Below are 16,876 nucleotides of genomic sequence, written 5' to 3'. Positions count from 1 at the left end.
GCACATTGGCGCAGAATTCCGCATACGGCTTGCTCATCGCCGCATCCTGGCATTCCTTCTTCATCGCTTCCTGCTTTTCCATCGGCATGGCCATGAAAGCGGTCTTGAAATCCGCCATCGGCTTCATGGTCTTCATGCCGGAATCCGTGAAGAACGGCGCCATGTTGTCGGGCTTATCCAGAGCGCCGGCAAATGCAAAGCCGCTGACCATGGAAAGAGCGAGCGCTCCAAGGCAGATATTCTTGAGGTTCATGAAATGGTTTCCTTCCCTGTTGTTTGGCACGAGCGTCAGAACGACGATCGTTCCCCCAGTTCGGAACCAGAGCGGTCGTTGTTTCCTCAAAAAACCTGATCACATGAACGTGATTGCGCCAAGACGGGCATTGCCGGAATGACTTGCCAAAAAAAGAGGCCCGGATGCGATCCGGGCCTCAATGCGTGAACTCCTTTCGGGAGCATCACGACGGGATAGGAATTGCGGGGCGGCCAATGCCGTCCCGCACGGGCTTACGAGTGGTAGGCCGCTTCGCCATGCGAGGTGAGGTCGAGGCCTTCGCGCTCTGCGTCGGCTGTCGGACGCAGGCCGATGATCAGGTCGACGATCTTGTAGAGGATGGCGCTGCCGATACCCGACCACAGCAGGGTCACCAGGACACCCTTGGCCTGCGCCAGGAGCTGGGTGGCCGTGCCGGCATAGCCGGCAGCAAAGTCGGCCGTCGAATAGTCGACAATGCCGGCGCCACCGAGGGCAGGATTGACCAGGATGCCTGTGCCGAGCGCGCCGATGATGCCGCCGATGCAGTGGACGCCGAAGACATCAAGGCTGTCGTCGTAGTCGAACGTGTTCTTCACCACCGAGACGAAGAAGTAGCAGACGAAGGTGGCCACGATGCCGAGCACGATGGCGCCCATCGGGCCGGCAAAGCCGGCAGCGGGCGTGACGGCGACGAGGCCGGTCACCGCACCCGAAACAGCACCAAGCATGGAGGCTTTGCCGCGCAGCAGCGATTCAAGCACGATCCAGGTGACCGCCGCCGCCGCCGTGGCGACGAAGGTATTGATCATGGCCAGCACCGCATAGGCGTTCGCTTCAAGATTCGAACCGGCGTTGAAGCCAAACCAGCCGACCCACAGCAGCGAAGCACCGACCATGGTCAGCGTCATCGAGTGCGGCGCCATGAGATCCTTCTTGTAGCCGCTGCGCTTGCCGATCATGAGCGCGCCGACGAGGCCGGCAATGCCCGCATTGATGTGAACGACCGTGCCGCCGGCGAAGTCGATGGCGCCGAAGCTGAAGATGAGGCCCGTCGGATCGCTATAAGCGCTCGGGCCGCCCCAGAACCAGACCATATGAGCGATCGGGAAGTAGATGAAAGTGACCCACAGGATGACGAAAAGGATCAAAGCGGAGAATTTGACGCGTTCGGCGAAGGCGCCGACGATCAGAGCCGGCGTGATGCAGGCGAAGGTCATCTGGAAGACGACGAACACCAGTTCAGGAATGGCGACACCCTTGGTAAAGGTTTCCGACAGGGTCGTCACATCGACGCCGGAGAGAAACATCTTGGAAAGGCCGCCGACGAAGGCGTTGCCCGGGGTGAAGGCGAGGCTGTAGCCGTAGAAAACCCAGATGATCATGACCACGCTGGTGATGGTGAAGACCTGCATCAGCACTGACAGCATGTTCTTGCTGCGAACCAGGCCGCCGTAGAAAAGCGCAAGACCGGGAACCGTCATCAACAGCACCAGAACGGTGGAAACCATCATCCACGTGGTGTCGCCCTTGTCGACGGTGAAAGCTGGCGCTGCTGCGGCCGCGGCGGGAGCCGCTTCCTGCGCGAATGCGGCGACCGTGCCCAATGCTCCGAGCGCGAACGAGCCGAGCAGCGCGGAGCGCGCCGCTGACTTCAAGGTGGAAGGAATATTCATTGAACTCTCCATTGGAATACGTGATCGCCGCTCAGAGCGCGTCGGTGTCTGTTTCGCCGGTGCGGATGCGCACCGCCTGATCGATGCCGAAAACGAAGATCTTGCCGTCGCCGATCTGGCCGGTCTTGGCGGCGGCGGAGATGGCCTCGACAGCCTTGTCCACCATGTCGGAACTGACGGCGACTTCGATCTTGATCTTCGGCAGGAAGCTGACCGCGTATTCCGCCCCGCGATAGATCTCCGTATGCCCTTTCTGACGCCCGTAGCCTTTGACTTCGGTGACGGTCAGGCCCTGGATGCCGACGGCGGTAAGCGCTTCGCGTACCTCGTCGAGCTTGAACGGCTTGATGATTGCCATCACAATTTTCATAAGGTTTCACCCTTCGCTGTTGCGGTCCCCCGCGTTTGCACACCTTCACCGATCCTAAAAAGCCGGAGAGTGCCCACGAGGATTCAAGCTCCGTGCCAAGTGCCGAAGCAGGGTGTTAACCCGTTGTAAAAAAAGAGATTAGAGAGCACACCGACGCAACCTGCCCACAGCTGCAGCGATGCATCTGCCTAAAACTTAGGCAATTTTTGAAAAATGCCTACTCTGCAGGCGATCGCTTGAGCCGGATCAGCCCTTCCTGCGCAACCGAGGCGATCAGCGTGCCGTCGCGGGCAAACAGCGACCCGCGTGTAAAGCCGCGCGACCCCTGTGTCGACGGGCTGTCCTGCGTGTAGAGCATCCAGTCGTCGAGCGCATGGCTGCGATGGAACCACATGGCGTGGTCAATGCTCGCCGCCTGGATATCGCGATCGAAAATGGCGCGGCCATGCGCAAAGGTCGATGTGTCGAGCAGCGTCATGTCGGAAAGATAGGCGAGCACCGCCGCCTGGATGGCGCGGTCCGCCGGCACCGGACCTGTGGTGCGGATCCAGATATTCTGCTTCGGCTCCAGCTTTTCGCGGCTGGTGTAATGCTTCAGCATCACCGGCTTCATCTCGATCGGCCGGTCGCGCTCCCAGTAGCGTTTGATGCCATCGGGCACCGCCTCGGCGAATTTGCCCAGCAATTCGCGTTGCGACAGCAATGTGTCCGGCCCCGGAACGTCCTGCGGCATCGGCACCTGGTGCTCGAGACCGACCTCGTCCTGCTGGAACGAGGCTTCGAGCGAAAAGATCGCCTGGCCGTGCTGGACCGCCACCACGCGCCGCGTGGTGAAGGAGCCGCCGTCGCGAATACGGTCGACCTCGTAGACGATCGGCACCTTGGTGTCGCCGGGCCGCATGAAATAGCCGTGCAGCGAATGCACGTGCCGATCGGGATCCACTGTCCGCTGCGCCGCCACCAGCGCCTGGGCGATGGTCTGGCCGCCGAACACGCGCTGCCAGTCGAGCAAGGGGCTGCGACCACGATACAGATTGTGTTCCAGCTTCTCGAGGTCGAGAATGCCGAGAAGCTCGTCCATGGCTGCCGTCATATTTCGCGCCCTCGCCGCAGAAGTGTTATGGCGGTTTCCGACAGGACGGACAGGCAGTCAAGGGTGCAGGACCCGGCCGGCGCGCAGGAGCGAAGATGATGGAACGCAAGGCGGACACGAAAACCGGGCCAAACGCGAAAACAAGATCTGGGCTCGATGTCCTGGTCGCCGGCGCCGGCTATGTCGGCCTGGCCGCCGCCGTGTCGCTGAAGCAGGCGCGACCGGGTCTCGCCATCGCGCTCGTCGATGCCGCACCTGCTGGCGCCTGGCAAAGGGATGGCCGCGCCTCGGCCATCGCCGCCGCCGCCTGCCGCATGCTCGACCAGCTCGGCGTGTGGGCCGAGATCGTGCCCCAGGCGCAGGCGATCACCGAGATGATCATCACCGATTCGCGCACCGCCGATCCGGTGCGTCCGGTCTTCCTGACCTTCGACGGCGAAGTGGCGCCGGGCGAGCCCTTTGCGCATATGGTCGCCAACAGGGTGCTGAACGGCGCCTTGCGGGCCAGCGCCGAAAAGCTCGGCATCGACATCATCGAAGGCGTCGCCGTGCAGGGGTTCGAGACCAACGGCGCCGGCATCACAGTGCATCTCGCCGACGGCGCGACCCTGAAGGCCCGCCTGCTGGTCGCCGCCGACGGCGTCAACTCGAAGCTGCGCGACATGGCCGGCATCAAGACGGTGAAATGGGAATATGGCCAGTCGGGCATCGTCTGCACCGTGGCCCATGAACGCCCGCATAACGGTCGCGCCGAAGAGCATTTCCTGCCGGCCGGCCCCTTCGCCACATTGCCGCTCAAGCCCGGCGAGGACGGCACCAACCGCTCGTCGATCGTCTGGGTCGAGCGTACGCCCGACGCCGAGAAGCTGGTGGCCGGTGACGATCTCCTCTTCGAACACGAACTCGAACAGCGCTTTGGCCTGAAGCTTGGCGAGATCCGCGTTGCCGACAAGCCGCGCGCCTGGCCGCTCGGCCTGACCATTGCGCGCGCCTTCGTCGCACCCCGCATCGCGCTCGCCGGCGATGCCGCCCACGGCATCCACCCGATCGCCGGCCAGGGCCTCAATCTCGGCTTCAAGGATGTCGCGGCCCTTGCCGAGGTGATCGTCGAGGCCGACCGGCTCGGCCGGGACATCGGCGCGCTCGACGTGCTCGAGCGCTACCAGCAGTGGCGCCGCTTCGACACGGTGCAGATGGGTGTCACCACGGACGCGCTGAACCGGCTGTTTTCCAACGATATCGGCCCGCTGCGCACCGTCCGCGACATCGGCCTCGGTCTCGTCGAACGCATGCCGCGCCTGAAGGATTTTTTTATCCGGCAGGCGTCGGGACTGTCAGCCAGCACGCCGCGATTGTTGAAGGGCGAGGCGATCTGACCCGCCGCCATGGCAGGGGTGTGTTGAGATTCAGGTCAGGCCGAGCCGAAAATGGCGGATTCCGAGAACCGGAGCGGAGCGTACATTTGGGTACGTGAGCACCGGAAGCGCAGGAAGCTGCCATTTGCAGGCCGGGCTCACCTGAATATCAGCACACCCTAGTTGACCTCAAAACCCAGCTTTTGCCGCAGCCGCAATATCCTCTGGTCGGATATCTCCAGGCGTTTCTCGCCGCCCTGGGCGGCGCGGTTGACCATCTGCAGCAGATCGTTTCGCTCGGCGACATCGAGACGTTCGCGTAGAAACGGCGCCAGCTTGTCGATGACAACGGTGGCGTCGTCGACTTGCGCCGCCGCCCATTTGGCATAGATCACCGCCTCGTCGGTCTTCTTCTTGTCGGCAATCTCGGAAATCACCGCGCGGATGACGGCCTCGCGCTGCGGCAGGATGGGCCCATCCTCGGAGACGATTGATGTGATCAGCGTAGCCGCCGCTACGACTGGATCATCGATCGCCGTCAGCGGCGACAGCGCCGCCTGCTTGCGCAGCTTCTTGCGGCGTACCGAGCCCTGAACCCGGCCAATGACATCGGCAACGTCACGCGCGGCCTCGTTCATGGCCTTCATCCGGTACCACCAGAACGCCGCCGCGCCCATCACGCCAAGGATAGCAATCAGGAAAGGCATGTCGAAATCCCCAAGAACCCCGGCGACGATAGGAGAACTCTCGCCTTGCTTCAACACGCAAAAGTTGCGCACGGAACCGAAGCCCGAACGCTCAGCCCGACGCTCTGGTTTTCGAAGCAGCCACAACGCTGGCAGGGCTCTATGACCCCGGTATGTCGTAGATGGCCCGGACCTCGATCGTGCCGAGTTCGGCCAGTGGAATACCAGCGGCAATGTCCAGCGCCGCTTCGAGATCTCCGGCCTCGATCATGACGAAACCAAGCAATTGCTCCTTGGTCTCGGCGAACGGCCCGTCGATAACCAGCCGCTTGCCCTGACGCCGCCGCACGGTTTTGGCTGTTTTCACCGATTGCAGCGCCTGCGCGACGATCAGCAGGCCGCTCTCCTCCAGCGCCCGGTCATAGGCCAGCGAATCGGCGTCGAGCTTGGCCGACCTTGCCGGGGCCAGCGCATGAAGATCCTTTTCCTCACCATAAACCAGGCAGACATATTTCATTTCCAGCCCCCTTGCCGCTGTGAACCATAGGATGCGCCGACGAGCGCATCGGTGTTGCCACTGACCGCCGCCGCGTGATCGAGAAGGCATGCCGCGATGCCGATGATGGCAACCGCCGCCAGAAGCCGGCCAAAGCCGGATGCCGGCGGATGCAGCCAGAAGTCTTCTTCTCGTCGCCCGGCCCCGCAGCCTGCACCTTTCCACGATGCAAAAAACATACTGTCCATGTGAACCTCCATCCGGCCACAAATCCGTGGCCATCCGCAGGACGGGCGAAGCAGATCAAAATCGACATTTCTGCACCGGCATTTTTCGGAAAAATCTGGCCACCGGTGCCGGCACCGTGCGGTGGTTCAAAGAGCGCAGTGGCCTTCGCGTCCGCGCGCGCTATAGTTGACCGGACGCCGGCTCGGCCTCGACAACGAACCCCAACCACGACAACCAAGGAGGAATTCATGGACCGCACCGCAAACGCCGTCTGGAAAGGCAATCTGAAAGAGGGCACGGGCACGCTCGACACCCAGAGCGGAACCTTGAAGGGCACGCCTTATTCGTTCAAGGCGCGCTTCGAGGACGAGAGCGGCAAATCCGGCACCAACCCGGAAGAACTGATCGCCGCGGCGCATGCGGGCTGCTTTGCCATGCAGTTCTCGCATTTCCTGGCCGAGAACGGCACGCCTGCCACCGAACTCGACGCCAAGGCCGTGGTGACGCTGGTTCCAGGCACCGGCATCACCGGCAGCGCCCTCACCGTGGTCGGCAAGGTGCCCGGCATCGATGCGGCGAAATTCACGGAACTGGCCGAGAAGGCCAAGGCCGGATGCCCGGTCTCGAAGGCGCTCGGCGCCATAAACGTGTCGCTTGATGCCCGGCTCGGCTGAAAGCGCTGCATCCGTGTAAAGACCCGGCGCGAACGCCCAGGCGCGCGCCGGCCTATGCTCCCAGCGCGTCCAGGCGAGCGCGCAGTGCGGCGACTTCCTGCTCCAACGCCTCCAACCGCGCCTCCAGGTCGGAAGCAGGCAGGACCGATGCACTTCGCTGCACCGAAAGGGCGGCAACGTCCACCGGGCCGCTGAGGAGATGAACGTAGCGGTCCTCGCGCTGGCCTGGTCCGCGCGGGATTTCCTGGATGAGTGGCGGTCGACGGCCGATCAGCATGTCGAGTTCGGCGCGCAGATCTTCGATCGACGAAAACCGTGCCATGCGCTCGCCGCGCGCCAGCAGTTCATGGGCCGTCTGCGGCCCACGCAGCAACAGCAGGCCGATCAAAGCGGTCTGCGGCGTGGTCAGCGAGAAGCGCTGCGCCATCTGGTGCTCGTAGCGCTCGACGCGCGAGCCGAACATCTGCCGCACCAGTCCCTTTTGTTCGAGCAGCTTCAGCCCCCGGTGCACCTCGGTCTGCTCCAGCGCCATCACTGGCTCGCGCGCCGTCTTCTGGTTGGCAGCGGCCAGTGCTGCGTTGAGCGTCAGCGGATAGACATCCGGCGTCAGCTCCTTCTTCTCGATCAGGCAGCCGAGGATGCGGGCTTCGCTGGGAGAGAGGATGGGAAGATCGTCGCTCATTGGACTAAAATCCTTTCTGAGGCCCCCCCTCTGTCCTGCGGGATATCTCCCCCACGTGGAGGGAGATCGACAGCTTCGCCGAGCGCGCGTCATCCTTCAACCTTTGAGATTGGCTAAAGCCGCGATGACAGCCAATCTCCCTCCACGTGGGGGAGATGTCCGGCAGGACAGAGGGGGGCCGCTACGGATCGCTACATCCGAGGTTTGCAGCAAATCCGCTCCGCCTAGACCCGTCTCTCCACCATCATCTTCTTGATCTCGGCGATCGCCTTGGCCGGGTTGAGGCCTTTCGGGCAGGTCTGCGCGCAGTTCATGATGGTGTGGCAGCGATAGAGCCGGAACGGGTCTTCGAGGTTGTCGAGCCGCTCACCGGTGGCCTCGTCACGGCTATCGATCAGCCAGCGATAGGCCTGCAGAAGCGTTGCCGGGCCGAGATAGCGGTCGCCGTTCCACCAGTAGCTCGGGCACGAGGTCGAGCAGCAGGCGCACAATATGCATTCGTAGAGCCCGTCGAGTTTCTCCCGGTCCTCGTGGCTCTGCAGCCACTCCTTGGCCGGCTCCGGCGACACCGTCTTCAGCCAAGGCTGGATCGAGGCATGCTGGGCATAGAAATTGGTGAGGTCGGGCACAAGATCCTTGACCACCTGCATATGCGGCAGCGGGTAGACTTTTACCGCGCCGGAAATGTCGTCGCAGCCCTTGGTGCAGGCGAGCGTGTTGGAACCGTCGATGTTCATGGCGCAGGAGCCGCAAATGCCTTCGCGGCAGGAACGCCGCAAGGTCAGCGTCGGGTCGATCTTGTTCTTGATCCACAGCAGCGCGTCGAGCACCATCGGCCCGCAATCGTCCATGTCGACGAAATAGGTGTCGATGCGCGGGTTCTCGTCATCGTCCGGCGACCAGCGATAGATGCGGTATTCCCGCAGATTGGTGGCGCCCTCCGGCTTTGGCCAGGTCTTCCCCGGCTTGATCTGCGAATTCTTGGGGAGCGTGAGTTCAACCATGTTCGATCCTCAATACACCCGGGCCTTGGGCGCGATCTTGGCGAGGCTGATGCCGCCGTCCTTTTCAGCCAGCTGCGGCTCGGTGTGCACCGGCCGGTAGGAGAGCGTCACCTTGCCGTCTTCGCTGAGCCTGGCCAGCGTGTGCTTGCGCCAGACAGCGTCGTCGCGCGCCGAAAAGTCCTCGCGTGCGTGTGCGCCACGGCTCTCCTTGCGCGCCTCGGCGCTGTAGACCGTGGTGATGGCATTGGCCATCAGGTTTTCCAGCTCCAGCGTCTCGACCAGATCGGAGTTCCAGATCATCGAGCGGTCGGACACTTTGATGTCCTTCAACTCGCCCCAGATCTGCGAAACGCGCTTGCAGCCGCTTTCGAGGGACTCCTGCGTGCGGAATACGGCCGCGTCTTCCTGCATCGCCTTCTGCATCTTTTCACGCAAGCTGGCCGTCGGCGTCGAGCCATTGGCGTGGCGCAGCCGGTCGAAGCGGTCCATGATCTTTTCGACCGAGGCTTCGTTGGGCGAAGGGATCGCCGACTTGCGGTCGATGACCTGGCCGGCGCGGATCGCGGCCGCGCGGCCGAACACCACAAGATCGATCAGCGAATTCGAACCGAGCCTATTGGCACCATGCACGGAGGCGCAGCCGGCTTCGCCGACAGCCATCAATCCGGGCGACACCTGGTCTGGATTGATCGCCGTCGGATTGAGCACCTCGCCCCAGTAATTGGTCGGCACGCCGCCCATATTGTAGTGGACCGTGGGCAGCACCGGGATCGGCTCCTTGGTCAGGTCGACACCGGCAAAGATCTTGGCCGATTCCGAAATGCCCGGCAGCCGCTCATGCAGGACGGCGGGATCGAGATGGTCGAGATGCAGGAAGATGTGGTCCTTGTTCTTGCCGACGCCGCGACCCTCGCGGATTTCCAGCGTCATGCAGCGCGAGACAACGTCGCGCGAGGCAAGGTCCTTGGCTGACGGCGCATAGCGCTCCATGAAGCGCTCACCCTCGGAATTGACGAGATAGCCACCCTCGCCGCGCGCACCCTCGGTGATCAGGCAGCCGGCGCCATAGATGCCGGTCGGGTGGAATTGCACGAACTCCATGTCCTGCAGCGGAAAGCCGGCACGCGCGGCCATGCCGCCGCCGTCGCCGGTGCAGGTGTGCGCCGAGGTGGCCGAGAAATAGGTGCGGCCATAGCCGCCGGTCGCCAGCACCACCATCTTGGCCGAGAAGCGGTGGATGGTGCCGTCATCCAGGTTCCAGGCAAGAACGCCGGTGCAGGTGCCGTCCGGCTCCATGATCAGGTCGAGCGCGAAATACTCGATGAAGAACTGCGCGTTGTTCTTCAGCGACTGGCCGTAAAGCGTGTGCAGGATGGCATGGCCGGTGCGGTCGGCGGCGGCACAGGTGCGCTGCACCGGCGGGCCTTCGCCATAGTTCATCATGTGGCCGCCGAACGGCCGCTGGTAGATCTTGCCCTCTTCGGTGCGCGAAAACGGCACGCCATAATGTTCGAGCTCGTAGACCGCGGCCGGCGCTTCGCGCACCAGATATTCCATGGCGTCGACATCGCCCAGCCAGTCCGAGCCCTTGACGGTGTCGTACATGTGCCACTGCCAGGAATCGGGACCCATGTTGGACAGCGAGGCGGCAATGCCGCCTTGCGCCGCCACCGTGTGCGAGCGGGTCGGGAACACCTTGCTGATGCAGGCGGTGCGCAGGCCCTGTTCGGCCATGCCGAGCGTGGCGCGCAGGCCGGCGCCGCCGGCGCCGACGACCACGACGTCGAACTTGTGGTCGACAAAGGTATAGCCTGCCGTGTTGGCTTGTTTCGCGTCCTTGGCCAACTCAGCCTCCGAATGCCAGCTTGAGCAGGGCGAAGATCGAGGCGACGCCGACCGCTATGGTGAAAAATGTATTGAGCGCGATCAGCGCCAGCTTCATGCCTTCGCCATGCACGTAATCCTCGATGATCACCTGCATGCCGAGCCGCATATGGGTAAGCCCTGAAATAAGCACCAGGGCCATCACCAGCGCGACGAACGGGTTGGCAAGAGCTGCCCGCACATGTGCGTAGTCGGCGCCGTTGAGCGCGATCAGGAAGCCGACGAAGAACAGGATCAGCGGGATGTTGGCGATCGCGGTCAGGCGCTGGCGCCAGAAATGCCCGGTGCCCTCGCGAGCGGAGCCGAGGCCGCGGACCTTCGCCAGCGGCGTGCGCATGTCGGTGTTTTTGCCGCTCATGGTCAGGCTCCCCGCGCCATATAGCCGGCGATCCAGATCAGCAGCGTGAGCAGGATCGAGCCGGCCAGCGTCGCCCAGGCGATCTTCGAGGCGGTATGCTTCTCGAGGCCGGCGCCGGTGTCCCAGACCAGATGGCGCACGCCACCCAGCATATGGTGCATCAGCGCCCAGGTGTAGCCGAACAGGATGAGCCGGCCGAGCCAGGTGCCGAAGGTCCAATTGGCCCAATCGAAGGTCGCCTGCGAGCTTGCCGCCGCCATCAGCCACAGGGCGACCAGCAGCGTGCCGAAATACAGCGCGCCACCGGTGATGCGGTGAATGATCGACATCGTCATGGTGATCGGCGGCCGGTACACGGTGAGGTGCGGCGAAATCGGCCGTTCACGTCTGGCAAATTCGCGGGTGGCTGGTGATTTGCTCATGGCTCCCCCAGTTCGGCGTCTCTCTGGAGCCTCAGGTGGAAATGCGGCATTGCCGCTTCCGGTTGCGACTTCGGACAGCCGGTTTCTAATGCTCTTTTTGCACCGCGTCAAAGCCAGAAAACCGTTTCGAAAACGTAATTTAGTCTGACGAAAAGGCCGGCTTAGGCTTCAATCGATTAGGCCGGGAGGCCCGAAGCCGGCTCGATATCGCTGCAGTGCAACATGTCTGGCCCAAGGGCCCGGCGGTGTTGAGATTAGCCCTAGCGTTTGCAGGTCTGCGGCGTCGACCCCTTCTTCATCACCAGCGCCTCGCGTCCATCGATCACGATTGCGTCATGCGTGGCCGCCTGGTAGCGGCTGCTCTGGTTGGCGGGCGACGCCGCAAACTCCTCGGTCACGCCATCGGACCCGACCACACGCAACGACGTGCCTAGATTTTGGATGGAGATCATACCGTTGTTGCCGCATCTGTAAGTGGCCGTGCCTATGCCGGATCGCGGCGCGGTAAGGTCGGTGATGATCTTGGTTGCAGCTGCCGGAGGCGCCGCGGCTGCGACGGACTGCTGAGCCGGCGCAGGTGAGACGACGACGGTATTGGCCGCCTTCGGCCCACTGTCCTGCGGCACACAGCCAGCGACGACCCCGAGCAACGGGAAAACGGACGCCCAAATCGGCCGGCGTAGCGCCATATGCTGTCCTCCCGAGCGGCAAACCAGCCGCGATGCTTTGCCAAGATCAAGGTCATCCCGACGCCGAGACGGACACCAGCCGCGATGGTGCGGCCAAGCATGGCCGAATGATGACCACCAGGTTTTCCATCCAGTCGGATATTAACGGATATTAACCATGTTTACCGAGACATCGCCGCCAAACGCGCCGGCCCTCTTAACAAAGGTTAAGAAAACGTTAATTTCTGATTCGAGGAGGCTTTCCCTCAAGACACGGAGGACGCCATGCGTTCGAATTCAGGCAGATCGCGCCTTGCGGCGCTCATCGTGGCGGCATCGGTCGTTGCCCTTGCAGCGCCAGCGCTCGCCGGCGCCCGGCATCAGGATCGCGTCTACGCTGATTCCTTCGGCAATCTCGTTGTCGACAGCGCCGCCGGCTACAAACGCATCATCGTCGGCGAAGGCAAGCTGGCCAAGCAGCTATCCGACTACACCAGCGCCGGTCAGCCCAAGGTGATCTACGAGAACGAAGCCGACGAAATCAGCGGATACAGCGATTGCTACCGGCCGCCGGTGCTGGTGAAGGGCCGCTCCTATATGTACGGTCTCTCCGACGGCGAGATGCCCGAGCTCAGCCCCTGCCGCTAGACTCTTCGTTGGGACGCAATTTCCAAGGGAAAGCGCTATGCGCTTTTCCCGGGAAACCGTTTCACACTTTTCCTGAAATTGCTCTGGCTTCCATTCCGGCTGACGACCAGTTGCCGACAGGTCCGGCGGAGACGCGCACGCAATCGCGCCCGGCATTCTTCGCCTGATAGAGCGCCTGGTCGGCGCGCCGCATCAGATCGGCAAAGTCTTCGCTTGGATGAAGTTCGGCGACGCCGAAGCTCGCGGTGCAGCGGTTGTCGGCCGGCAGCCCGTCGATGGGCAGCGCGCCGAAGGCACTGCGCGTGCCCTCGGCGAACAGCCGCGCCGCGGCAAGGTTGGTTCCCGGCAGGATGATGGCGAACTCCTCGCCGCCAATCCGGCCGGCAACGTGATGCGCGGCTGCAGCTTCGCGCAGGAAGCCTGCAAAAGTCTCGATCACCCGGTCGCCTGACGCATGGCCGAAGCTGTCGTTGACGCTCTTGAAATGATCGAGATCGGCGATGACCAGTGCGACCGGCACGCCTTGCCGCATCGCGCCAAGCACCGCCAGCTCGGCATGCCGGGTGAAGCCGCCGCGGTTGAGCAGGCGCGAAAGCGTGTCCGTCTCCGACTTCGACGTCACTTCGGCAAGCACGTCGCGAACCAGGATGGCCAGCATCAGCAGCGCCAGCGCCAGCGCAAAGACAGTGCCGAGCGATTGCGACACCAGCGCGTAGTTGCTTTGCAGGTAGGCCTGCGGATTGGCGCCCCAGCCGCCAAGCGCATGCGCGATGAACGGTTTGGAGGCAAACTGCAGACCGCTCGCCGCCAGCACCGCCATCAACATGCGATCGAGACGGGCAAGCTTTTGCCTCGATGACCAGACAATGGCCAGCCCGACAAACTGCATGACCGCATAGGGAAGCTGGTAAGCCATGATGCGGATCAGCGATTGGCGGGGCAGATCCTGCACGAAATACACAGCTATGGTGGTGGTCAACAGGAACAACAGCATCGGCTTCCAGGGCAGTGCCACGCCGTATTTGCGGGCAAGCCCGCCATTGAACGCAATGGTGGCGGCAAGGAAAACCGCGAAGGCGGCCACGACCGGGAGCCGCGCGTCGGTGAAAGCGGGAATGGAGAATTCGATGGCCGAATAGGCCATGCCCAGCAGATAGCCAAATGCCAGCCAGCGCGCCGGCGCGCGGCCGACATCGTGGAAGGCGACCGCCATGAAGGATGCCGCCAGCAGGCCGGCAACCGACAGATTGATCAACAGGATGAAGTTGGCGCCGCTCATGTTCTCCCGCACCCGCGCCGACAGCTAATCATCGACGGGCGAAGAAGACGTTAACGCCGTCCCGTCCGGGCAGATTCAGCCGGTCTTGAGCGGCTCCGGCAGGAACGCCGTTTCCGGCCGCTCATAGGACAGGCGTACACTGTCGCGGCCGTTCTTCTTGGCTTTGTAGAGCGCATCGTCGGCACGGCGCATCAGCGGCTCCAGCGCCTCGCCACCGCTGCGGGCCGCCACGCCGAAGCTTGCCGTCACCCTCGTTCCCTGGGGAAGTCCGTCGACATGGCCGGCCGAATAGACGGTGCGCACCGCCTCGGCGAACAGCCGGGCCGCGGCAAGATCGCTGAGTGGCAGCAGCACCGCGAATTCCTCGCCGCCGATACGCCCGGCAACACCGCGCGCGCCGGCCGCCGACCGAAGCTTGGCGGCGAAGTCGGCGATCACCCGATCGCCCGCGCCATGTCCATGCACATCGTTGAGCGCCTTGAAGTGATCGAGGTCGGCCAGCACCAGCGCGACCGGGAACCGGGCCGAGGCGCAGTGCTGCAAGAGCAGCATGCCGCGTTCCTCGAAGCCACGCCGGTTGAGCAGGCCCGACAGGGGGTCGGTATAGGTCTCGGTCTTCAATGCCTTCAACACGTCGAGTGCCGCGGCGGAAAACAGGCACAGCGCGATGAGCAGCGAGAGCAGCGCGTGCGACAGCAGCGCCGTCGTCCAGTAGGACGAGCCATAGAACCCGTCATAGCTGGCGAAGGGCCCATGCGCGATGACGACGGCAAGGGTGCGCACGAAGAAATTGACGCCCGACAGCAGCGACAGCACGAACAGGATTTTTTCGGTCGGGCCGTTGTTGCGCACCGGGCGCAGTTCGGCAGCAACCAGAAGGCTGATGCCGCCGAATGCGAAATTCATCGCCAGGATGCGCCAGGTGAGATCCGGCGCGACGAACAGGAACCAGCACAACGACGCCAGGCCGCCGCCGGCCAGCACGGCGATCCCCACATAGGGCACCTTGCGGCCATAGCGGTGGATGACAGCGCTGGCCAGGCAGCACGCGGCGATGGTGAAGCAGATGTTCGACGTAAGCTTGGTCAGCGGCATCCCGATGGGCAAGGTGAAATACTGCAGCAGGAAGCCAGCCGCCGAGAGACTGTAGCTGATCGCCAAAACGGCCAGATAGGGGCGGTGGCGCTGATAGGACCATAGCACAAGGAACGCCGCGCCGAGCGCCAGCGCGATCGTCGGGTTGAGCAGCGCAATGAGCAGACCCGTGTCCAACCGACTGTGACTTCCCCTGGCTTACGTCAGGGAAGAGCTTAGAGGGCAAGCCCAAACAAGCGGTTAAGCGAAAGCGGTAAGCAGGACCGCCGTCTCAAAATAATGTCAGGGAACCGCAGTCCCCAGTCAGCGTTCCTCCGTTCACAATCTGGAGCGACCCATGGCCGACACAATCACACTGACCGACCACGATGCGATCCGCTCATGGGCTGCCGGGCGCGCCGGCTTTCCCGCAATCGTCGACATATCGCCCGAAGCGGGGACGCAGCCCATGTTGAGGCTGGTCTTCGGCCAGCACGCCTATCAGGATCAGGACCAGCCTGAACGGCCGCTCAATGCGGGAGGCTATGAACTCGTCGAATGGGACGAATGGTTCAAGCTCTTCGAGGAACAACAGCTTGCGCTTGTGGTCGCGGCCGAACAGCCGGGACGCCGCGAGGAGTTCCACGAGCTCGTCCGCCGCGACGGAAAGAGCTGACCCGAGCCGGGCGCGGCTCGGGTTCTGTTCAAATCCGGGTTACTTCCACTCGCGGATGTCGACGAAGTGGCCGGCGATCGCCGCCGCGGCCGCCATCGCCGGCGACACGAGATGGGTGCGGCCCTTGAAGCCTTGCCGGCCCTCGAAATTGCGGTTCGAGGTCGAGGCGCAGCGTTCATGCGGCTTCAGCCGGTCGTCGTTCATGGCCAGGCACATCGAACAGCCCGGCTCGCGCCAGTCGAAACCGGCGGCGACAAAGATCTTGTCGAGCCCTTCGGCTTCCGCCTGTTCCTTGACCAGGCCGGAGCCGGGCACGATCATCGCATCGACATGCGGGCTGACCGTCTTGCCTTCGACCACCTTGGCGACGGCGCGCAGATCCTCGATGCGGCCGTTGGTGCAGGAGCCGATGAAGACGCGGTCGAGCGTGATGTCGGTGATCTTGGTGCCCGGCGTCAGACCCATATAGTCGAGCGCGCGCTGCTTGGAGGTGCGCTTGTTTTCATCGGCGATGTCGGCCGGGTTCGGAACGATGCCTTGCACCGACACGACATCCTCGGGCGACGAGCCCCAGGAGACGATCGGCGGCAGCTTGGCCGCGTCGAGCACGATCACCTTGTCGAAATGCGCGCCTTCGTCGGACTGCAGCGTCTTCCAGTATTCGAGTGCCGCATCCCAGGACGCGCCCTTCGGCGCGCGCGGCTTGTCCTTGACATAGGCGAAGGTCGTCTCGTCGGCGGCGATCAGGCCGGCGCGCGCGCCGCCTTCGATCGACATGTTGCAGATCGTCATGCGGCCTTCCATCGACAGCGCACGGATCGCCTCGCCGGCATATTCGATGACATAGCCGGTGCCGCCGGCAGTGCCGATCTCGCCGATAATGGCCAGGATGATGTCCTTGGCGGTGACGCCTTCCGGCAACTGGCCGTCGACACGCACCAGCATGTTCTTGGCCTTGCGCTGGATCAGCGTCTGTGTCGCCAGAACATGCTCGACCTCGGATGTGCCGATGCCGTGCGCCAGCGCACCGAAAGCGCCGTGCGTCGAGGTGTGGCTGTCGCCGCAGACGATGGTCATGCCGGGCAGTGTAAAGCCTTGCTCGGGACCGATGATGTGGACGATACCCTGGCGGATATCGTTCTCGGAATAATATTCGACGCCGAAATCCCTGGCGTTCGTGGCCAACGCCTCGACCTGGATGCGGCTTTCCTCGTTCTTGATGCCGAACTTGCGCTCGGGCGAGGTCGAGACATTGTGATCGACCACGGCCAGCGTCTTTTCCGGATGCCGGACTTTACGGCCGGTCATGCGCAGGCCTTCGAAGGCCTGCGGGCTGGTCACTTCATGGAC

Annotated in this window: 20 protein-coding genes; 4 read left to right on the top strand and 16 right to left on the bottom strand. The window is 63.3% G+C overall.

The annotated features are described in order from the left end of the window. The 4 genes from EN749_RS13685 to tesB all read right to left on the bottom strand — a co-directional run. Positions 1–253, bottom strand: a 253-nt coding sequence (locus tag EN749_RS13685; RefSeq protein WP_128363321.1) for a hypothetical protein, incomplete at its 3' end; no start/stop codon positions are given. Between the two features lie 254 nt (positions 254–507). Then, positions 508–1,929, bottom strand: a complete 1,422-nt coding sequence (locus EN749_RS13680) for an ammonium transporter (RefSeq protein WP_127267327.1) — start codon at positions 1,927–1,929, stop codon at positions 508–510. 31 nt (positions 1,930–1,960) lie between these two features. Next, positions 1,961–2,299, bottom strand: coding sequence for a P-II family nitrogen regulator (locus EN749_RS13675; protein WP_127397384.1), 339 nt, complete (start codon positions 2,297–2,299; stop codon positions 1,961–1,963). 217 nt (positions 2,300–2,516) lie between these two features. Then, the gene (tesB, locus tag EN749_RS13670) at positions 2,517–3,392 is read right to left on the bottom strand and encodes an acyl-CoA thioesterase II (protein WP_127397385.1); all 876 of its coding nucleotides are present in this window, start codon (positions 3,390–3,392) and stop codon (positions 2,517–2,519) included. A 98-nt stretch (positions 3,393–3,490) separates the two neighbouring features. Between tesB and EN749_RS13665 the strand changes: the two genes are divergently transcribed. Next, a complete protein-coding gene (locus EN749_RS13665) occupies positions 3,491–4,768 on the top strand; it encodes a ubiquinone biosynthesis hydroxylase (RefSeq protein ID WP_189367505.1) in 1,278 nt (425 codons plus the stop codon). A 158-nt stretch (positions 4,769–4,926) separates the two neighbouring features. Here the strand turns inward: EN749_RS13665 and EN749_RS13660 are convergent, their stop codons facing one another. The 3 genes from EN749_RS13660 to EN749_RS13650 form a co-directional block, all read right to left on the bottom strand. Continuing rightward, entirely contained in the window at positions 4,927–5,454 is a 528-nt protein-coding gene (locus EN749_RS13660) for a hypothetical protein (protein WP_127382880.1), read from the bottom strand. A gap of 139 nt (positions 5,455–5,593) precedes the next feature. After that, complete coding sequence (locus EN749_RS13655) at positions 5,594–5,950, bottom strand: YciI family protein (protein ID WP_128363319.1); 357 nt, start codon at positions 5,948–5,950, stop codon at positions 5,594–5,596. Further along, positions 5,947–6,177, bottom strand: a complete 231-nt coding sequence (locus EN749_RS13650) for a hypothetical protein (protein ID WP_128363318.1) — start codon at positions 6,175–6,177, stop codon at positions 5,947–5,949. Before EN749_RS13650 ends, EN749_RS13655 begins: the two co-directional genes overlap by 4 nt. Positions 6,178–6,405: 228 nt before the next feature. On the opposite strand from EN749_RS13650, the gene EN749_RS13645 reads away from it, so the two are divergent. Next, positions 6,406–6,831: an OsmC family protein gene (locus EN749_RS13645; protein ID WP_127322672.1), complete on the top strand. Its 426-nt coding sequence runs from the start codon at positions 6,406–6,408 to the stop codon at positions 6,829–6,831. Positions 6,832–6,883: 52 nt separating this feature from the next. Here EN749_RS13645 and EN749_RS13640 read toward each other — a convergent pair whose 3' ends face one another. The 6 genes from EN749_RS13640 to EN749_RS13615 form a co-directional block, all read right to left on the bottom strand. Then, positions 6,884–7,513, bottom strand: coding sequence for a DUF480 domain-containing protein (locus EN749_RS13640; RefSeq protein ID WP_128363317.1), 630 nt, complete (start codon positions 7,511–7,513; stop codon positions 6,884–6,886). A 224-nt stretch (positions 7,514–7,737) separates the two neighbouring features. Then, positions 7,738–8,517 carry a succinate dehydrogenase iron-sulfur subunit gene (locus EN749_RS13635; protein ID WP_013528877.1) on the bottom strand — a complete coding sequence of 260 codons (780 nt, stop codon included), beginning with the start codon at positions 8,515–8,517 and terminating at the stop codon, positions 7,738–7,740. A 9-nt stretch (positions 8,518–8,526) separates the two neighbouring features. Further along, entirely contained in the window at positions 8,527–10,362 is a 1,836-nt protein-coding gene (gene sdhA / locus EN749_RS13630) for a succinate dehydrogenase flavoprotein subunit (RefSeq protein ID WP_127382862.1), read from the bottom strand. Between the two features lies 1 nt (position 10,363). Then, positions 10,364–10,759 (bottom strand): succinate dehydrogenase, hydrophobic membrane anchor protein, encoded by a 396-nt coding sequence (gene sdhD, locus EN749_RS13625; RefSeq protein ID WP_127330207.1) that lies wholly within the window; start codon positions 10,757–10,759, stop codon positions 10,364–10,366. 2 nt (positions 10,760–10,761) lie between these two features. After that, the gene (gene sdhC / locus EN749_RS13620) at positions 10,762–11,181 is read right to left on the bottom strand and encodes a succinate dehydrogenase, cytochrome b556 subunit (protein ID WP_128363316.1); all 420 of its coding nucleotides are present in this window, start codon (positions 11,179–11,181) and stop codon (positions 10,762–10,764) included. A gap of 260 nt (positions 11,182–11,441) precedes the next feature. Next, positions 11,442–11,870, bottom strand: a complete 429-nt coding sequence (locus EN749_RS13615; RefSeq protein WP_128363315.1) for a hypothetical protein — start codon at positions 11,868–11,870, stop codon at positions 11,442–11,444. A gap of 264 nt (positions 11,871–12,134) precedes the next feature. Here EN749_RS13615 and EN749_RS13610 point away from each other — a divergent pair, with 264 nt between their 5' ends. Further along, complete coding sequence (locus tag EN749_RS13610) at positions 12,135–12,497, top strand: hypothetical protein (protein ID WP_127269290.1); 363 nt, start codon at positions 12,135–12,137, stop codon at positions 12,495–12,497. 61 nt (positions 12,498–12,558) lie between these two features. Here the strand turns inward: EN749_RS13610 and EN749_RS13605 are convergent, their stop codons facing one another. After that, positions 12,559–13,776, bottom strand: a complete 1,218-nt coding sequence (locus tag EN749_RS13605; protein WP_128363314.1) for a GGDEF domain-containing protein — start codon at positions 13,774–13,776, stop codon at positions 12,559–12,561. Positions 13,777–13,851: 75 nt separating this feature from the next. Further along, on the bottom strand, positions 13,852–15,048 hold the full coding sequence (locus EN749_RS13600) for a GGDEF domain-containing protein (protein ID WP_128363313.1): 1,197 nt from the start codon (positions 15,046–15,048) through the stop codon (positions 13,852–13,854). Positions 15,049–15,208: 160 nt separating this feature from the next. Here EN749_RS13600 and EN749_RS13595 point away from each other — a divergent pair, with 160 nt between their 5' ends. Continuing rightward, positions 15,209–15,526, top strand: a complete 318-nt coding sequence (locus EN749_RS13595; RefSeq protein WP_127267369.1) for a hypothetical protein — start codon at positions 15,209–15,211, stop codon at positions 15,524–15,526. 39 nt (positions 15,527–15,565) lie between these two features. Here EN749_RS13595 and leuC read toward each other — a convergent pair. Beyond that, positions 15,566–16,876: 3-isopropylmalate dehydratase large subunit (gene leuC, locus EN749_RS13590; protein WP_128363312.1), on the bottom strand; the 1,311-nt coding region annotated here is incomplete at its 5' end.

It is taken from the genome of Mesorhizobium sp. M7A.F.Ca.ET.027.02.1.1 (assembly GCF_004022985.1).
GTDB lineage: Bacteria > Pseudomonadota > Alphaproteobacteria > Rhizobiales > Rhizobiaceae > Mesorhizobium.
The sequence above is the reverse complement of the archived record's forward strand: the minus strand, read 5'-3'. Positions and strand labels throughout refer to the sequence as shown.

Excerpts from the sequence above, each read along its gene's own strand:
- EN749_RS13595 (WP_127267369.1), top strand. The coding sequence starts at position 15,209 with ATGGCCGACACAATCACACTGACCGACCACGATGCGATCCGCTCATGG.
- sdhD (WP_127330207.1), bottom strand. The coding sequence starts at position 10,759 with ATGAGCGGCAAAAACACCGACATGCGCACGCCGCTGGCGAAGGTCCGC.
- EN749_RS13655 (WP_128363319.1), bottom strand. The coding sequence starts at position 5,950 with ATGAAATATGTCTGCCTGGTTTATGGTGAGGAAAAGGATCTTCATGCG.
- EN749_RS13610 (WP_127269290.1), top strand. The coding sequence starts at position 12,135 with ATGCGTTCGAATTCAGGCAGATCGCGCCTTGCGGCGCTCATCGTGGCG.
- EN749_RS13650 (WP_128363318.1), bottom strand. The coding sequence starts at position 6,177 with ATGGACAGTATGTTTTTTGCATCGTGGAAAGGTGCAGGCTGCGGGGCC.
- sdhC (WP_128363316.1), bottom strand. The coding sequence starts at position 11,181 with ATGAGCAAATCACCAGCCACCCGCGAATTTGCCAGACGTGAACGGCCG.
- tesB (WP_127397385.1), bottom strand. The coding sequence starts at position 3,392 with ATGACGGCAGCCATGGACGAGCTTCTCGGCATTCTCGACCTCGAGAAG.
- EN749_RS13675 (WP_127397384.1), bottom strand. The coding sequence starts at position 2,299 with ATGAAAATTGTGATGGCAATCATCAAGCCGTTCAAGCTCGACGAGGTA.
- EN749_RS13605 (WP_128363314.1), bottom strand. The coding sequence starts at position 13,776 with ATGAGCGGCGCCAACTTCATCCTGTTGATCAATCTGTCGGTTGCCGGC.
- EN749_RS13640 (WP_128363317.1), bottom strand. The coding sequence starts at position 7,513 with ATGAGCGACGATCTTCCCATCCTCTCTCCCAGCGAAGCCCGCATCCTC.
- EN749_RS13645 (WP_127322672.1), top strand. The coding sequence starts at position 6,406 with ATGGACCGCACCGCAAACGCCGTCTGGAAAGGCAATCTGAAAGAGGGC.
- EN749_RS13665 (WP_189367505.1), top strand. The coding sequence starts at position 3,491 with ATGGAACGCAAGGCGGACACGAAAACCGGGCCAAACGCGAAAACAAGA.
- EN749_RS13635 (WP_013528877.1), bottom strand. The coding sequence starts at position 8,517 with ATGGTTGAACTCACGCTCCCCAAGAATTCGCAGATCAAGCCGGGGAAG.
- EN749_RS13615 (WP_128363315.1), bottom strand. The coding sequence starts at position 11,870 with ATGGCGCTACGCCGGCCGATTTGGGCGTCCGTTTTCCCGTTGCTCGGG.
- EN749_RS13680 (WP_127267327.1), bottom strand. The coding sequence starts at position 1,929 with ATGAATATTCCTTCCACCTTGAAGTCAGCGGCGCGCTCCGCGCTGCTC.
- EN749_RS13660 (WP_127382880.1), bottom strand. The coding sequence starts at position 5,454 with ATGCCTTTCCTGATTGCTATCCTTGGCGTGATGGGCGCGGCGGCGTTC.